Here is a 15,176-nt window from a genome sequence, read left to right on the forward strand (position 1 = left end):
CCGGCTATCCGCCGGCTGTGGCAGAACTCTTGAGGCGCTTCTTCGCTGCTCGTTCGGTGAGGATGAGGACGTAGTCGCGGACCGGACGACTTGCGAGGTTGTCGAACTCTTCGCGAACCACCGTTTCGATCTCATCCGGTGGCCGATCCGCGAACTTCTGCTCGAGCTCACCGATGACCTGACGGATGATCTCTTCGTTGTCGAGTTCTGTCGTCATCTGCTCAGTCTCGGCTCACAAGGGGCGCGGGTCAAGAGAACATCTGATGAACGCCGCCGTCGTCCCACTCGATCGATTCTGGCGCTTGCGCGAGCACCGGTCACGCGCCAGGCGGGCGATACCCGATCTCGTTCGCTTTGCGCAGTGCGTCGAGTGTTTCGTCGACGGTCAGGAGCACCGTCGTCTCCATGGAACTCATCGCTCCGCCGCCGTTGATCGCCAGGGCGACCGCAGCCATCGACGCGTTGTCCGGGGCTTCCCAGAGCGTGTAGCCGTCGTGATCGCCGAACGCGTACCAGAATCCGTGGAGCTTCCCGCCGACCGATTCGACGTACGTCTCGGCAGCCTTCCGGCGGTCCTCCGGATTGCCGGTCAACCTCGCCCACGTCTGGGGGGTGTAACTGAACTTCGTCAGATAGAGAGGCATCGTCTCGTCCTTTCGGTCACGTCCGTCACTGCTGATGCCCATCAGGATGGCCTTGTGAGGTCCGACATACAACCGGGTGGGGGCTCACTCTTCGATCGCTCCGCCGAAAGTGCGCAGATATTCACGGAACGTGGTCCCGTGTGCGTCCCGAGCCGCGAGGTACTCGGTAAATCGCGCCTGAGTCCTGAACGAGGTCCCGGCAGTCATCAGGGCTGCCTGGCGTCGTTCGGTGTCGCGGATGCCGCGGGCCACGTCGGCGATGTCCGCTGCACGGTCTACGGGCAGGAACAGGACGCCATCGTCGTCGCCGAGCACGAAGTCCTCCCCGGTCACGATTTGGTCGCCGACCCGGGCGGACACGAGAGCATCCGCATCCTGTGCGTCGAGGCGTTGCGGACCGGCGGGAAGCGCACCCTGGCTGAACACCGGCAACCGGATGGTGAGAAGTTCGGGGGTATCGCGGTGCAGGCCCCAGATCACGATGCCGGCGAGGCCCGCTCTGCTTACCTCACGTGTGATCAGGTCGCCGACGCAGGCTTCGTCAGTGCGAGCGGCGTTGTCGACGACAAGCACGTCGCCGGGGTGCGCGTGCTCGACGGCTTCGAGGAAGACATCGACGCTTCCGAAATGACGGGCAGGGCGCGCGCGGCCGACAAGGTGCACGCCGCTCCACAACGGTCGAACGTCCACCGGCGCGCAACGGATCGGGATGCCCAGTCTCAGGCAGGCGTCGGCCACGTGCGGCGTTGTCAGGTCGAGGTACGTTGTCTGCAGGTCGGCGGCATCCATTGCGGGGTCCTTTCAATCGAACCGGGAGAGAGTCGGCCAGGTGTCTGCGACAGGTGTCATCAGATCGTCGACGACACCGGGGAGACGGGTTTCCGCATCGACACGAGCGGAATGTCGTGCAGGGGGTCGGTCTCCCAGTTCGCAGTGAACGTGGAACTCGACCGGTCGAGAACGAGGTGCAATCGGTGGGGCGTCTCGATGAAGATGACGTCGACCGCCAGGCGTCCTGCTGGATCCCATGCGGCACTGGCGACCGTCGCGTCGCTTGCCGTCCATTCGCCGAGGCCGGCCGTGACCTCGAGGGTGCTGTCACCCTGCCTGAGTGACAGATCCCAACCGGATCCGCCTGTGTGTGCATTGACATCGAGGCGTGTGAGGTCCGGCAGGACCCTGCCGGGTGTCCTGATGAACGAACCATCGACCATCCAGTCACCGGTCGCGTTGCCGCTGAGCGGGGCAATGCTGAGGGATGCCAGCTGCGCGGCGAGCGCGGCGTCCGCCTCGGCGCTCCCGGTGCCGTCTCCCTGCCTGCCGACCGCGGGGAGCAGGTGTTCCCACGCCAGGTTGAGGACGCCCTGCATGTCATCGCTTTGACCGGTCATCGCCAGGACGATCCCGTGTTCAGGCAGGATCACGCAGAACTGACCGTAGGCACCGTCACCGCGGTACCCGTGCCTGGCCATCCAGAACTGGAAGCCGTAACCCTGCTCCCAGTCGGATGCGGGATCGGAGCCGTTGGAGACATGCGACCGGGTCGCCTCATCGACCCACGCGGACGGAAGGAGCTGGCGGCCATCCCACTCTCCGCGCTGCAGGTAGAGCTGCCCGAGCAACGCGATCGCCTCGGTCTGCGCGTGCAGCCCGCTGAACCCCAGCTCGTTTCCGGACGGGTGACGGATCCACCCGACGTCACCGATGCCCAGCGGATCGAACAACCGTGGTCTCAGGAATTCGGTCAAAGATTGACCGGACGCACGCTGCACGATTGCGGCGGCCGCGTAGGTGCAGGGCTGGTTGTAGGCGAAGACGGTTCCGGGTTCCTCGTCGGGAGGAAGCAGCAGGAAGCCGCGAACGAGGTCGACCGGGTCGATGGCGTCTGCCCGGTCGACGGTCTCCTCGCGGTGCCCGCTCGCCATGGCGAGTACGTGCCGCACCAGCATCCGACGGCTTCGCGGGTCTGTGATCTCGTCGTCGAGCTCCGGGAAGTGGCTGAGAACGGTGTCGTCGAGAGACAGCAGTCCCTCATCGACTGCGAGACCGACGGCGGTGGAGGTGAAACTCTTGCTCAGCGAGTAGAGCAGATGCACGCGGTCGGCGGAATACGGTGCCCACCAGCCCTCCGCGAGAACCTCGCCGTCGCGCAGAAGCATCAGGCTGTGCGGCTCGATCAGGGGAGTGGCCTCGAGCGCTGTGATGAAGGAGGTGATTCCTGCGGCATCGACGGCGTGGGCGGATGGCGTGCTTCTCGGCAGTGAGCGGCTCATCGTCCCATGCTAGGCCGAGGGGATGCCTCAGCGGTGTCTGGTCCGAGCGCCAGGTCCAGCGCGTCGCGCCGGGACATCGCGCGACCACGAGTGCGCCCTGCCTCAAACGCCGCTGCTCCTTCTGAGGCGATCACCTGTTCCACGAACGGTTGGAACGTGATGTACGACCGCTGCTCGATCATTCCCGTGCGTTTTCGAGCGGTTTCCGCCGCGCCGAGCAGCACCCCGGCGCGTTCGACGTCACCCCTCACCGCCGCACAGACAGCCAATCCCTCCAGCCCGTAGCCGACGCCGTCCTCGTTGCCCATCTGCAGAGCGAGACCCAGATGCCGGACGAACAATTCAGGCCGCGCTTCGCCGAGCGCTAGTCGCGCCCAGCCCGCGTTCGTGAGCGTGATGCTCTCGACGAAGAGGTCACCGTTGCGCGCGGCGTCCGCAATGACCGCATCGAAGATCGCCAGCGCCTCGGAAGCGCGCCCGCGGAAGAGCTCCACGCTGCCGAGGGCGCCGCGGAACAGGTCCCGGAACGTCTGGTGATCGCGGGCAAGATCGATCGCCCGGCGGACGGATTGCTCGGCGCGGTCGAGATCCGGCGGAGACAACGCGGTGCAGGCGATGGACAGCACGGTGAGCGCGCATGCCTCCCCGAAGTCGTCTCCCGCGTCATGGAACAGCCTGACGCTCGTCTCGACGGGAGCCGGGTCGACTGACGTGCCCGGCTGGGAGAGTGCCACCCAGGAGGAGAAAGCCAGGGCGATCGCGCGGGTCCGATCGGTCAGCGGCACCCCGGCTTCGAGAACGTCCACCATCCACGCCCGAGCCTCTGGCAGTAGTGTGCGGATCCACCAGTACAGGAGCAGGCGCCACACGGCATCGGCGATGACGTCCACTTCTCCGAGCGCAATGAGGTGTCGGTACCCGGCCCGCAGGTTCTCCCGTTCCGCCTCGAGCCTGCTCAGCGCGGTCAGCTGCGTGGAGCCGCCCAGCAAAGGCTCGATCTCATCGGCGAGGCGGACGTAGTGATCGGCGTGAGCTCGCCGGGCACCCGCGGCATCCACGCTGTCACCGAAGCGCGCTGCCGCGATCTCCCTCACAGGGGCGAGCATCGAGAAATAGGGGAGTCCGTGAACGTCGTGCTGGCGCACGAGGCTGCCGTCGACGAGCTCCAGGACTGTCCCTAGCACGTCCGTCGCCCATGGAGCGTCGGCGGCGACGGCTTCGACGGCGTCGAAGCTGAAATCGCCGACGAACACACCGAGCCGCGTGAACATGGCCTGGGCATCCGCGCTGAGCAGGTCGATGCTCCACTCCACTGTCGCCCGGATGGTGCGCTGTCGCTCCGGAACGTCTCGCGCTCCCGTCACCAGCAGTGGAAGCACCTGGTCGAGCTTCAAGAGCATCGCCGCAGGCGTGAGGGCGCGGATGCGTGCTGCCGCGAGTTCGATGGCCAGCGGCACGCCTTCGAGTGCGAGGCAGATGCGAGCGATGTCCTCGGCATTCGACTCAGTCAGGTCGAATCGCGGGTCGGCGGCCCGTGCACGTTCGCGGAACAGCTGGACGGCTGATGACTCGAGGATCTCCGTCACGGATGCCGTCGCGGCGTCAGCGGGCAGGCTCAATGGTTCGACATCGAAGACGTGCTCTCCGCGCACCCTGAGCCTCGAGCGGCTGGTCACGAGGAACGTCGCGCCCGGCAGATCAGTGATGAGTCCTGAGATGCCAGGAGCAGCCGCGATGACCTGCTCGAAGTTGTCGAGCACGATGAGATCGTGGCGGCCTGTGCGGGCAATCGCGAGCAGCTCCGCAATCGCACGGTCGCCTTCGCGCACGCCCAGCTCCCGCGCGATCGCGGGAAGAACGCCGTCGGCGTCGAGCACGTGCTCCAGGGGGACGAACGTCACGCGGTCGAAGTGTTCCTGGGCGAGCCTCGCGACCTCGATGGCGAGGCGGCTCTTGCCGATCCCGCCAGGACCGGCGAGCGTGACCAGCCGTCGACCATCTTCGCTGAGCCAGTCGAGGAGCGTCGCGACTTCCTGTTCCCGGCCCACGACATCCGTGAACGGAGCGGGCACGTGGCCCGAAAGCGTCTCTTCGGCCGGGGGCGTCGGCATGGTGAGCGGCCGCGAGCGGTCGAATCGCTCGGCGAGCAGCGTCGCCAGGTCGGCCTCGATGAGCTCGGCGAGTTCGTCTGCGGTCGAGAACGATTTGTAGGACGCCGTGTCGTCGTCACGGATTCGTGCCATCAAGGTATCCAGGCGCTTGTCGCGCTCTGCCGGCTGCTTGACATAGATGAGCTTCGGCATCTCCCGGGGCGCGAGGCGATACTCGTCCTCCAGTCCGGAGATCTCCTCGGTGGGAGCGATCCAGCCGTACTGCTGCCAGTAGATGCCGACGAACACGTCGCTCTGCTCCAGGTATGCACGGTACAGATCGCGCGGCGGGTGCGGTCGTGCGCCGAGTTCGAACATGACGGGGGCCAGCCGCAGCTGCTCGATCGCGGCCCTCGCCGATCGCCTTTCGGGTTCGAGTTCCCGGAGGGTCGAACTGACGAAGATCCGCAGGCGCTGGTCGGGAGTGCGGATGGCGGGCGCGTCGGCGGCGCTGTTCACGACGACCCGTCCGTCTCTCGGGTACATCCGCAGCGGCGCCACATGCTTGCCATTCTCCGGCCCGGCGCAGGCACTCGTCCAGCCCGGAATTGCCGGCGGCCGGCGGGGGTATATCGGACTGTGAAACCGGGCATTTTCCACCGCCGGCCGTTACGATCGCAAGATGCCCCCGCGTTCTCCTCTTCCACAACGACTCGGGCTCGACCCCGCGTGGATGCGGACCCCGGATCGCGATCCGTCCCGACCCGAGCCGTGGCCGACGATGGGCGCCTGGCTCGAGGACCGGTTGTCCGAGTTCATCGACGTGCCCGCGTTTTTGGCCGAGGAACGATTCGTCTACGAGGCCGGAACGCCTGCCGCTGCGAGCGACCCCTACCGGCCGCACACCTTTGTGTGGTTCCATCGCGACCTGCGCGAGGAAGCATCCGTGCCAGGACAGATCCACATCGTCCACCGCGACGAGCGGATCGTCGTGATAGACAAGCCGCCCTCCCTCTCGACCATTCCGCGAGGCCGACACGTCCAGCAGAGCGTCGTTGTGCGCCTGCGCGACGAACTGGGCCTGCCGGAGCTCTCGCCGCTCCACCGGCTCGACCGCGTGACATCCGGTCTCCTGATGCTGGCGACCGAGAAACGCTGGCGAGCGCCATATCAATCGATGTTCCAGCGCGGTGAGGTCGTCAAGACCTACCGCGCACTCGCGCCAGACCGTGCGGATCTCGAGTTCCCGATCACAGTGCGCAACCACCTGATCAAACAGCGCGGTCAGATGCAGGCCGACGTCGACCCTGATGCACCGGCCAACGCCGAGTCCGTGATCGACCGTGAGTCGGTACTCGGCGCGGATGCCATCTATCGCCTGACGCCCACGACCGGACGCACTCATCAGTTGCGGATGCACATGTGTGGACTCGGGATCCCGATCAGCGGCGACCCGCTGTATCCGGTCGTTCGTGGCATCGCTGTCGATGACTTCGCCCACCCGCTTCAGCTGCTTGCGAGCGACGTCGACTTCGTGGATCCCATTGACGGGTCCCAGCGCCAGTTCGAGAGTGTGCGCCGGCTCCCGCTGCAGAGTGAAGTAGACGGTTTCGCCACTGAACGACAGATCGCCGCGAGGAGTCGCGGGTGAGAGGATCGGAATGACTACGACAGACAGCGACCTCGCTGCCGAGCTCACCCGCCGACTCGGCCGGAAGCATCCAGTGGCCGCCGTGGCGACGATTTCCCCCTCCGGCACACGGACCGCCGTGGTCGGCGCTGCGACGGATGCCGGATTCGAGATCGGCTCCATCTCCAAAGGCATCACCGGCCTGCTGTACGTGGACGCGTGTTCGCGTGGCGAGCTGACACCGGAGACCACGCTGGGGGAGCTTCTGCCCCTCGGGGACAGCGCGGCCGGTTCTGTGACGCTCGGCTCGGTGAGCACCCACACCTCGGGTCTGCCCAGACTTCCACCGGACGCGCACGCCCTTCGGCGCACGCTGGAACTCTGGCGGCATGGCACCAACCCGTATGGCGAGTCCGTCGACGCCCTGATCGAGCAGACGAGGCGGGTGACCCTCTCGGCGCCGAAACCGCGATACTCGAACCTCGGGTTCGAGCTGCTCGGGCACGCGGTCGCCCAGGCAGCCGGCACGACATATCCTGAGCTGCTCGCCGACCGTCTGACCACCCCGCTGGGCCTGGAGTCGATGTACGCTCCTTCACGGCCAAGCGAGCTCGAGCCGACCGCGGTTGCGGGTGCGAGTAGGGGCGGTCGCGTGGTGGAACCGTGGACCGGCGCCGGAATCGCGCCTGCGGGCGGCATCCGATCGTCCATCGGAGATATGGCGCGCCTCGCCGGGTCTCTGCTCGACGGCAGTGCCCCGGGGGTCGGAGCTCTCGATCCTGTGTGTGACTTCTCCGGCGGCATGCGGATCGGCGCTGCCTGGCTGACGCTCGACCTCAGGGGCCGGCTGATCACCTGGCACAACGGAGGGACAGGGGGCTTCCGCAGCTACCTCGCGCTCGACCGGCGTGCGGGCACAGCTGTCGTCCTTCTCTCCGCCACGTCCCGCTCGGTTGACGGGCACGGTTTCCGGATGCTGCAGGCCCTCGGATAGCCGCGGTCAGGCAGGCAGTGGCGCGAATTCGTTCGCCTCGATTCGGCCGCCGACCGAGACGAGCGATGTCGACTCCGGGACCTCTCGCCACGCTCCGCGCAGGTCGCCGAGCGGTTCCGACACGATGAGGCGCGCATCGTCAGACAGCTGGTGCAGCACCGGATTGTCCGGGTACTGCAGCCTGAGCGTGGCCACGTCGTTGTTGTGGAACAGCGAACGCGATCTGCCCTCGCTGGAATACCGAAACGCCCAGGTGGATTCTCCGTCGGTCGTCGCAACGGTCATCTGGATGGGGAACTCGATCCCGTGCTTCCTCCCGGTCTCCTCGATGAAGCCGACAGCGCGGGCCACGGCCTTCTGAGGATCTTCCTTCAACCCGAAGGTGAGGGCGAGGAAGAAGAACGTCTCCGAATCCGTCGAACCCTCGATGTGCGGATAGAGCTCCGGGTCGACCGCCATGGTGAGGTCGCGTTTCACCTTCGGGAAATCGGTGATCGAACCATTGTGCATGAAGAGCCAGTTTCCGTTGCGGAACGGATGACAGTTGGTCTGCTGAACAGCAGACCCCGTGGATGCGCGGATGTGGGCGAAGACCCGGCCGGCTGATGCATGTCCGGACAGTTCCTGCAGGTTCCGGTCATTCCAGGCCGGTTCGATGCTGTGATAAATACCCGGGGTCTCCTGCGCGCCGTACCAGCCGACGCCGAAGCCGTCGCCGTTGACGGTTTCAGCGCCGAGCCGCGAGTGCCGGCTCTGAACCACGAGTGAGTTCGCGGGTTTATAGAGGAGATCTTCGAGAAGAACGGAGGAACCCGAATACGCAAGCCAACGACACATGACAACCTCGCTTTCGGGCCCAGTCCATACCCGGGGAATCGTGGGCGAATCATCCGCTCCGGGTGAGATCGGGTGCGGATGCCTCGTCGTTCGACTGAATGCCCATGGCGAGCCGGTGGTCACGACCTCCCACGTGTGGGGGTGACTTCCCTCCGCTCGACCGCTCGGGACAGCGCCATCGTCACGAGGCCGCCCAACAGCAGAGCCAGGCCGGTGGTCCCTGCGGGAAAGAGGTCGGCGCCGGTGTCAGGGAGGGTCTCGCCCTCGTCGGCAACACCGCCCGAGTCATCAGGGTTTGGTTCCGGTTCCGGGGGAGGGATGACGGCGCTCTCGGTGTTCGTGATGGTGCAGACGACGGACGCCCCTTCGTCGACGGTGACGACGTCACCGGTGACTGTGCCACCGTCACATTCCCACGCGCTGGCTTCATAGCCGGGCGGTCCGTCTGATTCGCTGAGGATGTAGTCGCCTGTGGGCACGGACTGCTCGGTGACGGCCTCGCTGTTGCCTGCACCGCTGATCGTGGCGGGCCCCGTTGCGGTAAGGGTCCAGTCGCCTGGGACCGCTGTTCCGTCGTCGTTGACGACGACCTTTTCCAACGTCAGGATCCCAGCCGACGGGGGGCCGCCGAACTCGGTGTTCGTGATGGTGCAGACGACGGACGCCCCTTCATCGACGGTGACGACGTCACCGGTGACTGTGCCACCGTCACATTCCCACGCGCTGGCTTCATAGCCGGGCGGTCCGTCTGATTCGCTGAGGATGTAGTCGCCCGTGGGCACGGACTGCTCGGTGACGGCCTCGCTGTTGCCTGCGCCGGTGATGGTGGTGGGCCCGGTGGCCGTGAGCGTCCAGTCCTGAGGTTCAGCCGTGCCGTCGTCGTTGACGACGACCTTTTCCAGAGTCAGCGTTCCTGTCGGTGTGTCAGGTGCCGAACTGCAGCTCACTTCGGTCGCGAAGGGGAGGGAGTGGATCTCCCGCGGCTGGGCGAGGACCGGCGGCGGCCCGTGGGTGAAGCTCGCGGCGATGACGTTTCCCTCGATGTTCTGGGTGACCGCCCAGGTGAGTGCGGCATTCGGAGCATAGAGCGTCCCTTCGATGGAGTCCCCTCCCGTCACCGTGATGCTGGTGGCGTCTGGGAAGTTCCAGAGGATGAACGGAGCCGCCCCCGAGGAGATACCGGCGAGGTTGGGTGTCGTCCCGTTGAACGACGATCCCGTCACGTTCACGACGAGGGGCGTTGCGGCGTTGGGAACGTTGAGGAAGGTGATCTCCGCGAGTGCGTCCAGGTCGCTGGCCGATATCTCGAGAACATTCGTGATTCCGGGAGTGAGGAGCAGCCGCCCACGGCTGCCGGGTGCGTATGGCGCCACGAGTGGCGCGCCCTGATCGTCGGTCAACGTCGCGTTCGTGACGCATCCGCCGAGGTCTGACGAGATCGTCCGGTAGAGCGAGAAGGCCCCGGGGATGTCTATGAGTGACGACGGCACGGGCGTGCCGATGGATGCGGGCGACTGGTTGGGAGTCGTGCCTTCGATGGACGGACTCGACTCGTAGGTCTGCCCAGGGCGGACGAGTCGATAGTTGACCGCCGCATTGTTCGAATCTCTGTTGAAGGCCGTGTATGTCGATGTGTCTGCGACCTTGGTGAAGCCGCCGTTGAGCACCCTCAGAATCGGCCCGGAGGTACCGGCAGGGAAGGAGACGCCGCCGCCCACGTACAGGAAGGTGGGAGCGGAATCACCCGGAGCAGTGAAGGTGGGTGCTGGGGTCGATCCGGCGCCGACGTTGTAGGTCGTGCCGAAGCCGAGGTCGCCTCCGAGAGCGAGGGTACCTTCCGCCTCGTCCGCGTTGATGAAGACGTCCCCTTCGACGAAGACGAGGAACCCGCTGTTGGCCGGGTGTCCGTTGAGCGGAACCCGAACCGGGTTCACAGGGAGAACGTCGGCGCTCGCCGGTATCGGTCCGCTGAACGACAGTGCCCCGACGACCACCGCGACGCCCAGCGTCGCAAAGGCGAATCGATGTCCCCTCCCGAATCCCATGCAGCGAGGTTGCCTGAATAAGCCCCAGATCGCAAGGGTTGCAGCGAATATCGGTGCGCTGCTCACGGGTGGGGAACGTCGCTCACGGCATCCGGGAGGGACGATTGGATGCGGTCCCGGGACTTCTCACCCGGTCCGGGGGACACCTCCGTCCGCTACGACAAGCACCATGGAGGAATTCGCGACCTCTGCCCGCCACCAGCCCTCGGCGTGACCGGCACCGTCGAACGGAGGAAGGTGTGAACGTCGTCATCGGCTTCGTCGTGGTGATCGTGGCCGTCGCGATCACGATCACGGCAATGCTTCTCGTGCGCAGGCGTGCCCCTGAGGGAAGTTACTTCAGCGACGGCGACCGTGCTTCGGGCGTATTCGGCGTCCTCGCCACCGGCTTTTCGGTGCTCCTTGGTTTCATCATCGTGATCGCTTTCCAGTCCTACGACGAGTCGCGATCGGGTGCCGAACAGGAGGCGACGATCATCCTGCAGCAGATGGAGACGGCTCAGTTCCTGCCCGCGGACACGGCAAAAGATCTCACGGGTGAGCTCATCTGCTACGCGCGCTCTGTCGTCGGGCCGCAGTGGGTGGCGCTCGAGAAAGGAGAACTCGGCGATTCCATCAATCCATGGGGTGCGCAGATGTTCCTGACGATTCAGGCAGCGGACCCTCAGACCCACGCCGAAGAGTCGGGGTACGACCGATGGATGGCGCAGACGGAGGAACGAGAATTGGCCCGTCTCGACCGGATCTACGCTGCGGACGGTCTCGTGCCGCTTCCCCTGTGGATCGTCCTCTTCACGATCTTCGTTGTCATCCTCGTCTACATGCTGTTCTTCGCCGATCCGGCCGAAGGCGCTGTGACACAGGGAATGTTGATGGGGAGTGTCACCCTGATCATGACGACGCTGCTCGTTCTCCTCGTCTTCTTCAACAACCCGCACGGGCCAGGGGTGGGCCAGCTACGCCCGACAGCAATGGAACGGACACTCCGGATCATCGACATCGAGCTCGACTTCCTCGGGCTCGACCTGAAACCACCATGTGACGACGATGGCAACGCGCGCTGACGAGGGCCCTCAGAAGGCCAGCCGTGCCGAGTTCCTTGTCACGATTCTGCTCGTGGTCGCCGCCGTCGCGACATCCTGGAGCAGCTACCAGGCGACGAGATGGAACGGAGAACAGGCCAAGGCGGCCGGCCGCACCAACGCGATCCGGATCGACGCAGCCCGGGCGGCGAGCCTGGGCGAGGCGCAAACAGAGATCGATGTCGCCACATTCATCGCGTGGGCCGACGCCGACAGGGGCGGTGATCCGGAGCTCGCCGCCTTCTACCTGGACCGCTTCCGGCCTGAATTCGCGGTGGCTTTCGACGCCTGGACGGCGGCGGAGCCGTTCACCGATTCGAGCGCCCCGAAGACGCCGTTCGAGATGCCTGAGTATCAGGTCGCGGCGCGGAACGAGGCGAGCCGGCTCGACGAGGCCGCAGAAAAATCGGCGACAGAGGTGCAGCGAAATATCCAAAGGGCCAGCAACTATGTGTTGACGGTCGTTCTCTACGCCGTTGTGCTGTTCTTTGCCGGCATCTCGACGAAGATGTCCAGTCGCCGCTTGCGGGTCGTCATGGTCGTGGGAGGGTTCATCGTGCTCGCAGGCGCGCTCGGCTGGGTCGCGACGTTCCCCATCAGTATCGGGCTCTGATGCGCGAGATCCCCGCTCGTCATAGCAGACGGCAATTCGGGTTCGGGAGGCGAGTCAGGGCTGTGTCCTGATCTCCGTGATCTCTATTCCCATGTCACCGAGCCGGGCCACGAGGCCCTGAAGGTCCGATTGATCCCGCACGAGACCAGACAGGACGGTGCTGGAAGGGGAGAGCTGGACGGCGTCGAATTCAGGGAACGCGGCCCGAATCGTGTCTGAGACAGCACAGGCGATGCGGATCTCGTATCGAGTAGGTCGCATACTTTCTCCCGCCGTCGGTGCGTCCAGCCGATGTCAAGCATGGCGCGGCCGCGGTGACCGGGTATCCCCCGTTCCGGGCGAATCGACTAGAGGAGGCCCTCCGCCAGCGCTGTCTCGACCGCAGCGGTCCTGCCCGAGACCCCGAGCTTCTGGTAGATCGCCCTGAGGTGGGTCTTCACCGTGTTGGGGCTCAACCGCTGTTTGACGGCGATGTCGGAGATGCTCTGATGGCGCGGCAACTCCCTGAGGATCTCTCGCTCCTTCTGCGTGAAGGCGACGCGTGCGACGAACTGTGCCTGGGGCTTGCGATCGCGCGCACGCTCGACGATCGACTCGGCGAAGTCGTCATACGAGCCGAGCCGCCCGAGGCGGGACTCGACGAGCTGCGCACCCCAGGCGCCGTCGGCGAGGAACGGTCGGCGTGCCTGCATCGGCTCGGCCGTTGCCAGCGCGCGGACGAGCCTCGCGTCGGCGATGGCCACCCGATCGGTCGCGTCCGCCCATTTCGCCAGGAGAAGCCAGCCGAGCACGGTCGACCCGTGATCCCAGGCGCGAGGCGTCCCGATCAGCAGTTGTTCGAGAGTCGGCTCGTGGGCGCTCAGGCGGCCACCCGAGCCGCTGTAAAGCGCAGCGGCGAGAGCGGCCTCGACGCTGTTCTCATCGAGGACGCCTGAAATGAAGTCGCGCGCCTCCCGTGCACGATAGCGGTCGTGCAGGCGCAAGGTCAGTGCCATGTATGTGAACGAGCACGATGCAAGGGTCAACGGGTTTCGCTGCCCGTACACCCGAAGAAGACGGTGGAGCTCATCCAGGTGGGCTCGTTCGTTCTCGCCGCCGTCCAGAAGGACGAGTAGCCGAAGTGCCGACGCTGGCACGGTCAGTCCGAGATCCCGATGTTCGTTGCCGGTGTGCAGGATGTCGTCGAGAAGCGTGACTTGCGGGTCGCTTCCTCCATCGAACTCCGCGGTCTCGATGGAGAGCTGGAGGCGGGCAGAGACGAGATCTGATGATCTCGCGTGGTTCTGGGCATCACCGACGATGAGGTCGCGGTAGGCAAGCGCTTCGGGCCAGCCGTTGATTTGCGTTGCGACCGCAGCTGTCACGTCCAGCAGGTTGAGATAGAGCCAGCGATAGCGGGACTCACGCGCGCTGGCCGCGGCCGACCTCAGGATCGAGACGGAGCGCTCCAGCTCCCCGAGCGCGCGGAGTGCCACGCCGCGCGCCAACGCGCAGAAGATGAGAGCGTCGAGTGCAGCATCCGAGACGAGGCGGCCGGGCACGGTCACACTTTCCTCGACGGCGTCGAGGTTCGCGAGTGCCACACGCGCGGTCTGCGGGTTCGCCCGGAGAACGAGGAGGGCCGCATGGACGAGACGGAGGTCGTCCCTGCTCGTCGACATGGCATCCCGAAGCGCAGCGAGTCGATAGTCGGCACGGACGCTGTCTGGCAGGTATGGCGCAGTGAGGACCAACTCGAGCAAGCGCGTCGCCACCGAGTGCAGGCCGTGCTCCGCGAGCACCTCCAGCGATCGCTTCACCTGCGCGGAGTAGCCCGAGAAGACGAGACCCATGCCCTCTCTGTCGAGGAAGTCGAGGAGATCGCGGGTCGCGTCGGAGCGAAGCAGGATCTCACATGCGGTGTCGACGCGATCATGTTGCCGGTACCACTCGGCCGCGACTCGCTGTGCGCGAGAGTACGCGTCGAGGTCGCGACGTCTACTCTCCGCACGCAGGTAGCTGAGAAGGACGGAGTGGTACGTGTAGACGTGCTCCACTTCGGTCGAGTGGCTGACGAGCGCTGTTCTCGACTCGAGCCGCTCCAGCATTGCACCCGCATCTGCGCGTCCGGTCAGCTCAACGGCGAGCGGAACGGTCAGGGTGTCTGTCGCTGATGTTGTCAACAGGAACTCGCGGGACTCGACCGAGACCTGACTGAGGACTTCGTTCACCAGATAGTCAGCGACCGCACGGTGGTCTCCGCCGAAATCGCCGGGCAATGACGCGACATCCTTGTCCCTCTTCAGCCAGCCCGCGAGAAGCACAAGCGCGGCAGACCACCCCTCGGTGCGCTCCTGGACGGTCTGGATCTCTGACTCGCCCAAGTGGATGCCGGTGGCTTCCAGGAACTCTGCCGTTTCCTCGTTGGTGAAGGCCAGGTCGGTTGTGCGAAGTTCCCGGGTCTCCGGGCACAGGGGGAGTCGGGCCAGGAGAGGTGGCGGATACCGGCCGGCGAGGACAATTTGCAGGCCATCGGGTCGCTCTCGGCACAACTCGACCAGCCATTCTGCGTCGGCCTGGCTGTGCAAACGGTGCAGGTCGTCGATCATGAGCGTGAGGGGAGCCATCGCTTCCCGAGGGCCGAAGTCCGCGGCGGTGAGCTGGTCGGTCGATCCGACTCCGGAACGATCGGCCATCCACCCTCCCCTGATGCAGGCGGACTTCACCAGCCAGGGCAGGGACGGGCGGGAGACACTCGGGGTGGCCAGTCCAACCCAGGCGACAGCACGATCGGTTGAGCGCAGTTCCTGTGCCCACAGCGCGAGAAGCGTGGTCTTTCCGGCGCCTGCCGTTGCCCACACCTCGGTGATCGGGGACGTTTCGGCAAGTGAGAGGCGCGGACGCGGTCGAACACTCGAGGCGACGCGCGGCGTGACCAGGAGCCGTCGTATCTCAGAACTTATCGATTCGGGATCTGACATGGTCCGCT

12 protein-coding genes are annotated in these 15,176 nt (G+C 65.7%); 4 read left to right on the plus strand and 8 right to left on the minus strand.

The genetic code is table 11. The features are described from left to right. Window positions 1-4: 4 nt before the first annotated feature. The 5 genes from AC1M0F_RS00640 to AC1M0F_RS00660 form a co-directional block, all read right to left on the minus strand. Window positions 5-217, minus strand: a complete 213-nt coding sequence (locus AC1M0F_RS00640; RefSeq protein ID WP_480236276.1) for a three-helix bundle dimerization domain-containing protein — start codon at window positions 215-217, stop codon at window positions 5-7. A 100-nt stretch (window positions 218-317) separates the two neighbouring features. Next, entirely contained in the window at window positions 318-644 is a 327-nt protein-coding gene (locus AC1M0F_RS00645) for a GYD domain-containing protein (protein ID WP_480236277.1), read from the minus strand. 84 nt (window positions 645-728) lie between these two features. Further along, window positions 729-1,433: an RraA family protein gene (locus AC1M0F_RS00650; protein ID WP_480236278.1), complete on the minus strand. Its 705-nt coding sequence runs from the start codon at window positions 1,431-1,433 to the stop codon at window positions 729-731. Between the two features lie 59 nt (window positions 1,434-1,492). Then, window positions 1,493-2,917: a serine hydrolase domain-containing protein gene (locus AC1M0F_RS00655; RefSeq protein ID WP_480236279.1), complete on the minus strand. Its 1,425-nt coding sequence runs from the start codon at window positions 2,915-2,917 to the stop codon at window positions 1,493-1,495. Further along, window positions 2,914-5,553 carry a DUF4062 domain-containing protein gene (locus tag AC1M0F_RS00660; protein ID WP_480236280.1) on the minus strand — a complete coding sequence of 880 codons (2,640 nt, stop codon included), beginning with the start codon at window positions 5,551-5,553 and terminating at the stop codon, window positions 2,914-2,916. Before AC1M0F_RS00660 ends, AC1M0F_RS00655 begins: the two co-directional genes overlap by 4 nt. 136 nt (window positions 5,554-5,689) lie before the next feature. On the opposite strand from AC1M0F_RS00660, the gene AC1M0F_RS00665 reads away from it, so the two are divergent. Together AC1M0F_RS00665 and AC1M0F_RS00670 are read left to right on the plus strand one after the other, a co-directional pair. Further along, entirely contained in the window at window positions 5,690-6,658 is a 969-nt protein-coding gene (locus tag AC1M0F_RS00665) for a pseudouridine synthase (protein WP_480236281.1), read from the plus strand. A 10-nt stretch (window positions 6,659-6,668) separates the two neighbouring features. Beyond that, complete coding sequence (locus AC1M0F_RS00670; RefSeq protein ID WP_480236282.1) at window positions 6,669-7,631, plus strand: serine hydrolase domain-containing protein; 963 nt, start codon at window positions 6,669-6,671, stop codon at window positions 7,629-7,631. A 6-nt stretch (window positions 7,632-7,637) separates the two neighbouring features. Here the strand turns inward: AC1M0F_RS00670 and AC1M0F_RS00675 are convergent, their stop codons facing one another. After that, window positions 7,638-8,468, minus strand: coding sequence for a class II glutamine amidotransferase (locus tag AC1M0F_RS00675; RefSeq protein WP_480236283.1), 831 nt, complete (start codon window positions 8,466-8,468; stop codon window positions 7,638-7,640). Between the two features lie 119 nt (window positions 8,469-8,587). Next, a complete protein-coding gene (locus AC1M0F_RS00680) occupies window positions 8,588-10,513 on the minus strand; it encodes a collagen-binding domain-containing protein (protein WP_480236284.1) in 1,926 nt (641 codons plus the stop codon). Window positions 10,514-10,752: 239 nt separating this feature from the next. Between AC1M0F_RS00680 and AC1M0F_RS00685 the strand changes: the two genes are divergently transcribed. Together AC1M0F_RS00685 and AC1M0F_RS00690 are read left to right on the plus strand one after the other, a co-directional pair. Next, complete coding sequence (locus AC1M0F_RS00685) at window positions 10,753-11,577, plus strand: bestrophin-like domain (RefSeq protein WP_480236285.1); 825 nt, start codon at window positions 10,753-10,755, stop codon at window positions 11,575-11,577. 52 nt (window positions 11,578-11,629) lie between these two features. Then, on the plus strand, window positions 11,630-12,208 hold the full coding sequence (locus AC1M0F_RS00690) for a hypothetical protein (protein ID WP_480236286.1): 579 nt from the start codon (window positions 11,630-11,632) through the stop codon (window positions 12,206-12,208). A gap of 347 nt (window positions 12,209-12,555) precedes the next feature. Here the strand turns inward: AC1M0F_RS00690 and AC1M0F_RS00695 are convergent, their stop codons facing one another. After that, the gene (locus AC1M0F_RS00695) at window positions 12,556-15,168 is read right to left on the minus strand and encodes a winged helix-turn-helix domain-containing protein (protein WP_480236287.1); all 2,613 of its coding nucleotides are present in this window, start codon (window positions 15,166-15,168) and stop codon (window positions 12,556-12,558) included. Window positions 15,169-15,176: the final 8 nt, after the last annotated feature.

This window comes from Mycetocola sp. Y719, from assembly GCF_056713205.1.

Coding starts and splice junctions, on each gene's coding strand:
- AC1M0F_RS00640 (WP_480236276.1), bottom strand. CDS start 217: ATGACGACAGAACTCGACAACGAAGAGATCATCCGTCAGGTCATCGGT.
- AC1M0F_RS00645 (WP_480236277.1), bottom strand. CDS start 644: ATGCCTCTCTATCTGACGAAGTTCAGTTACACCCCCCAGACGTGGGCG.
- AC1M0F_RS00650 (WP_480236278.1), bottom strand. CDS start 1,433: ATGGATGCCGCCGACCTGCAGACAACGTACCTCGACCTGACAACGCCG.
- AC1M0F_RS00655 (WP_480236279.1), bottom strand. CDS start 2,917: ATGAGCCGCTCACTGCCGAGAAGCACGCCATCCGCCCACGCCGTCGAT.
- AC1M0F_RS00660 (WP_480236280.1), bottom strand. CDS start 5,553: ATGTACCCGAGAGACGGACGGGTCGTCGTGAACAGCGCCGCCGACGCG.
- AC1M0F_RS00665 (WP_480236281.1), top strand. CDS start 5,690: ATGCCCCCGCGTTCTCCTCTTCCACAACGACTCGGGCTCGACCCCGCG.
- AC1M0F_RS00670 (WP_480236282.1), top strand. CDS start 6,669: ATGACTACGACAGACAGCGACCTCGCTGCCGAGCTCACCCGCCGACTC.
- AC1M0F_RS00675 (WP_480236283.1), bottom strand. CDS start 8,468: ATGTGTCGTTGGCTTGCGTATTCGGGTTCCTCCGTTCTTCTCGAAGAT.
- AC1M0F_RS00680 (WP_480236284.1), bottom strand. CDS start 10,513: ATGGGATTCGGGAGGGGACATCGATTCGCCTTTGCGACGCTGGGCGTC.
- AC1M0F_RS00695 (WP_480236287.1), bottom strand. CDS start 15,168: ATGTCAGATCCCGAATCGATAAGTTCTGAGATACGACGGCTCCTGGTC.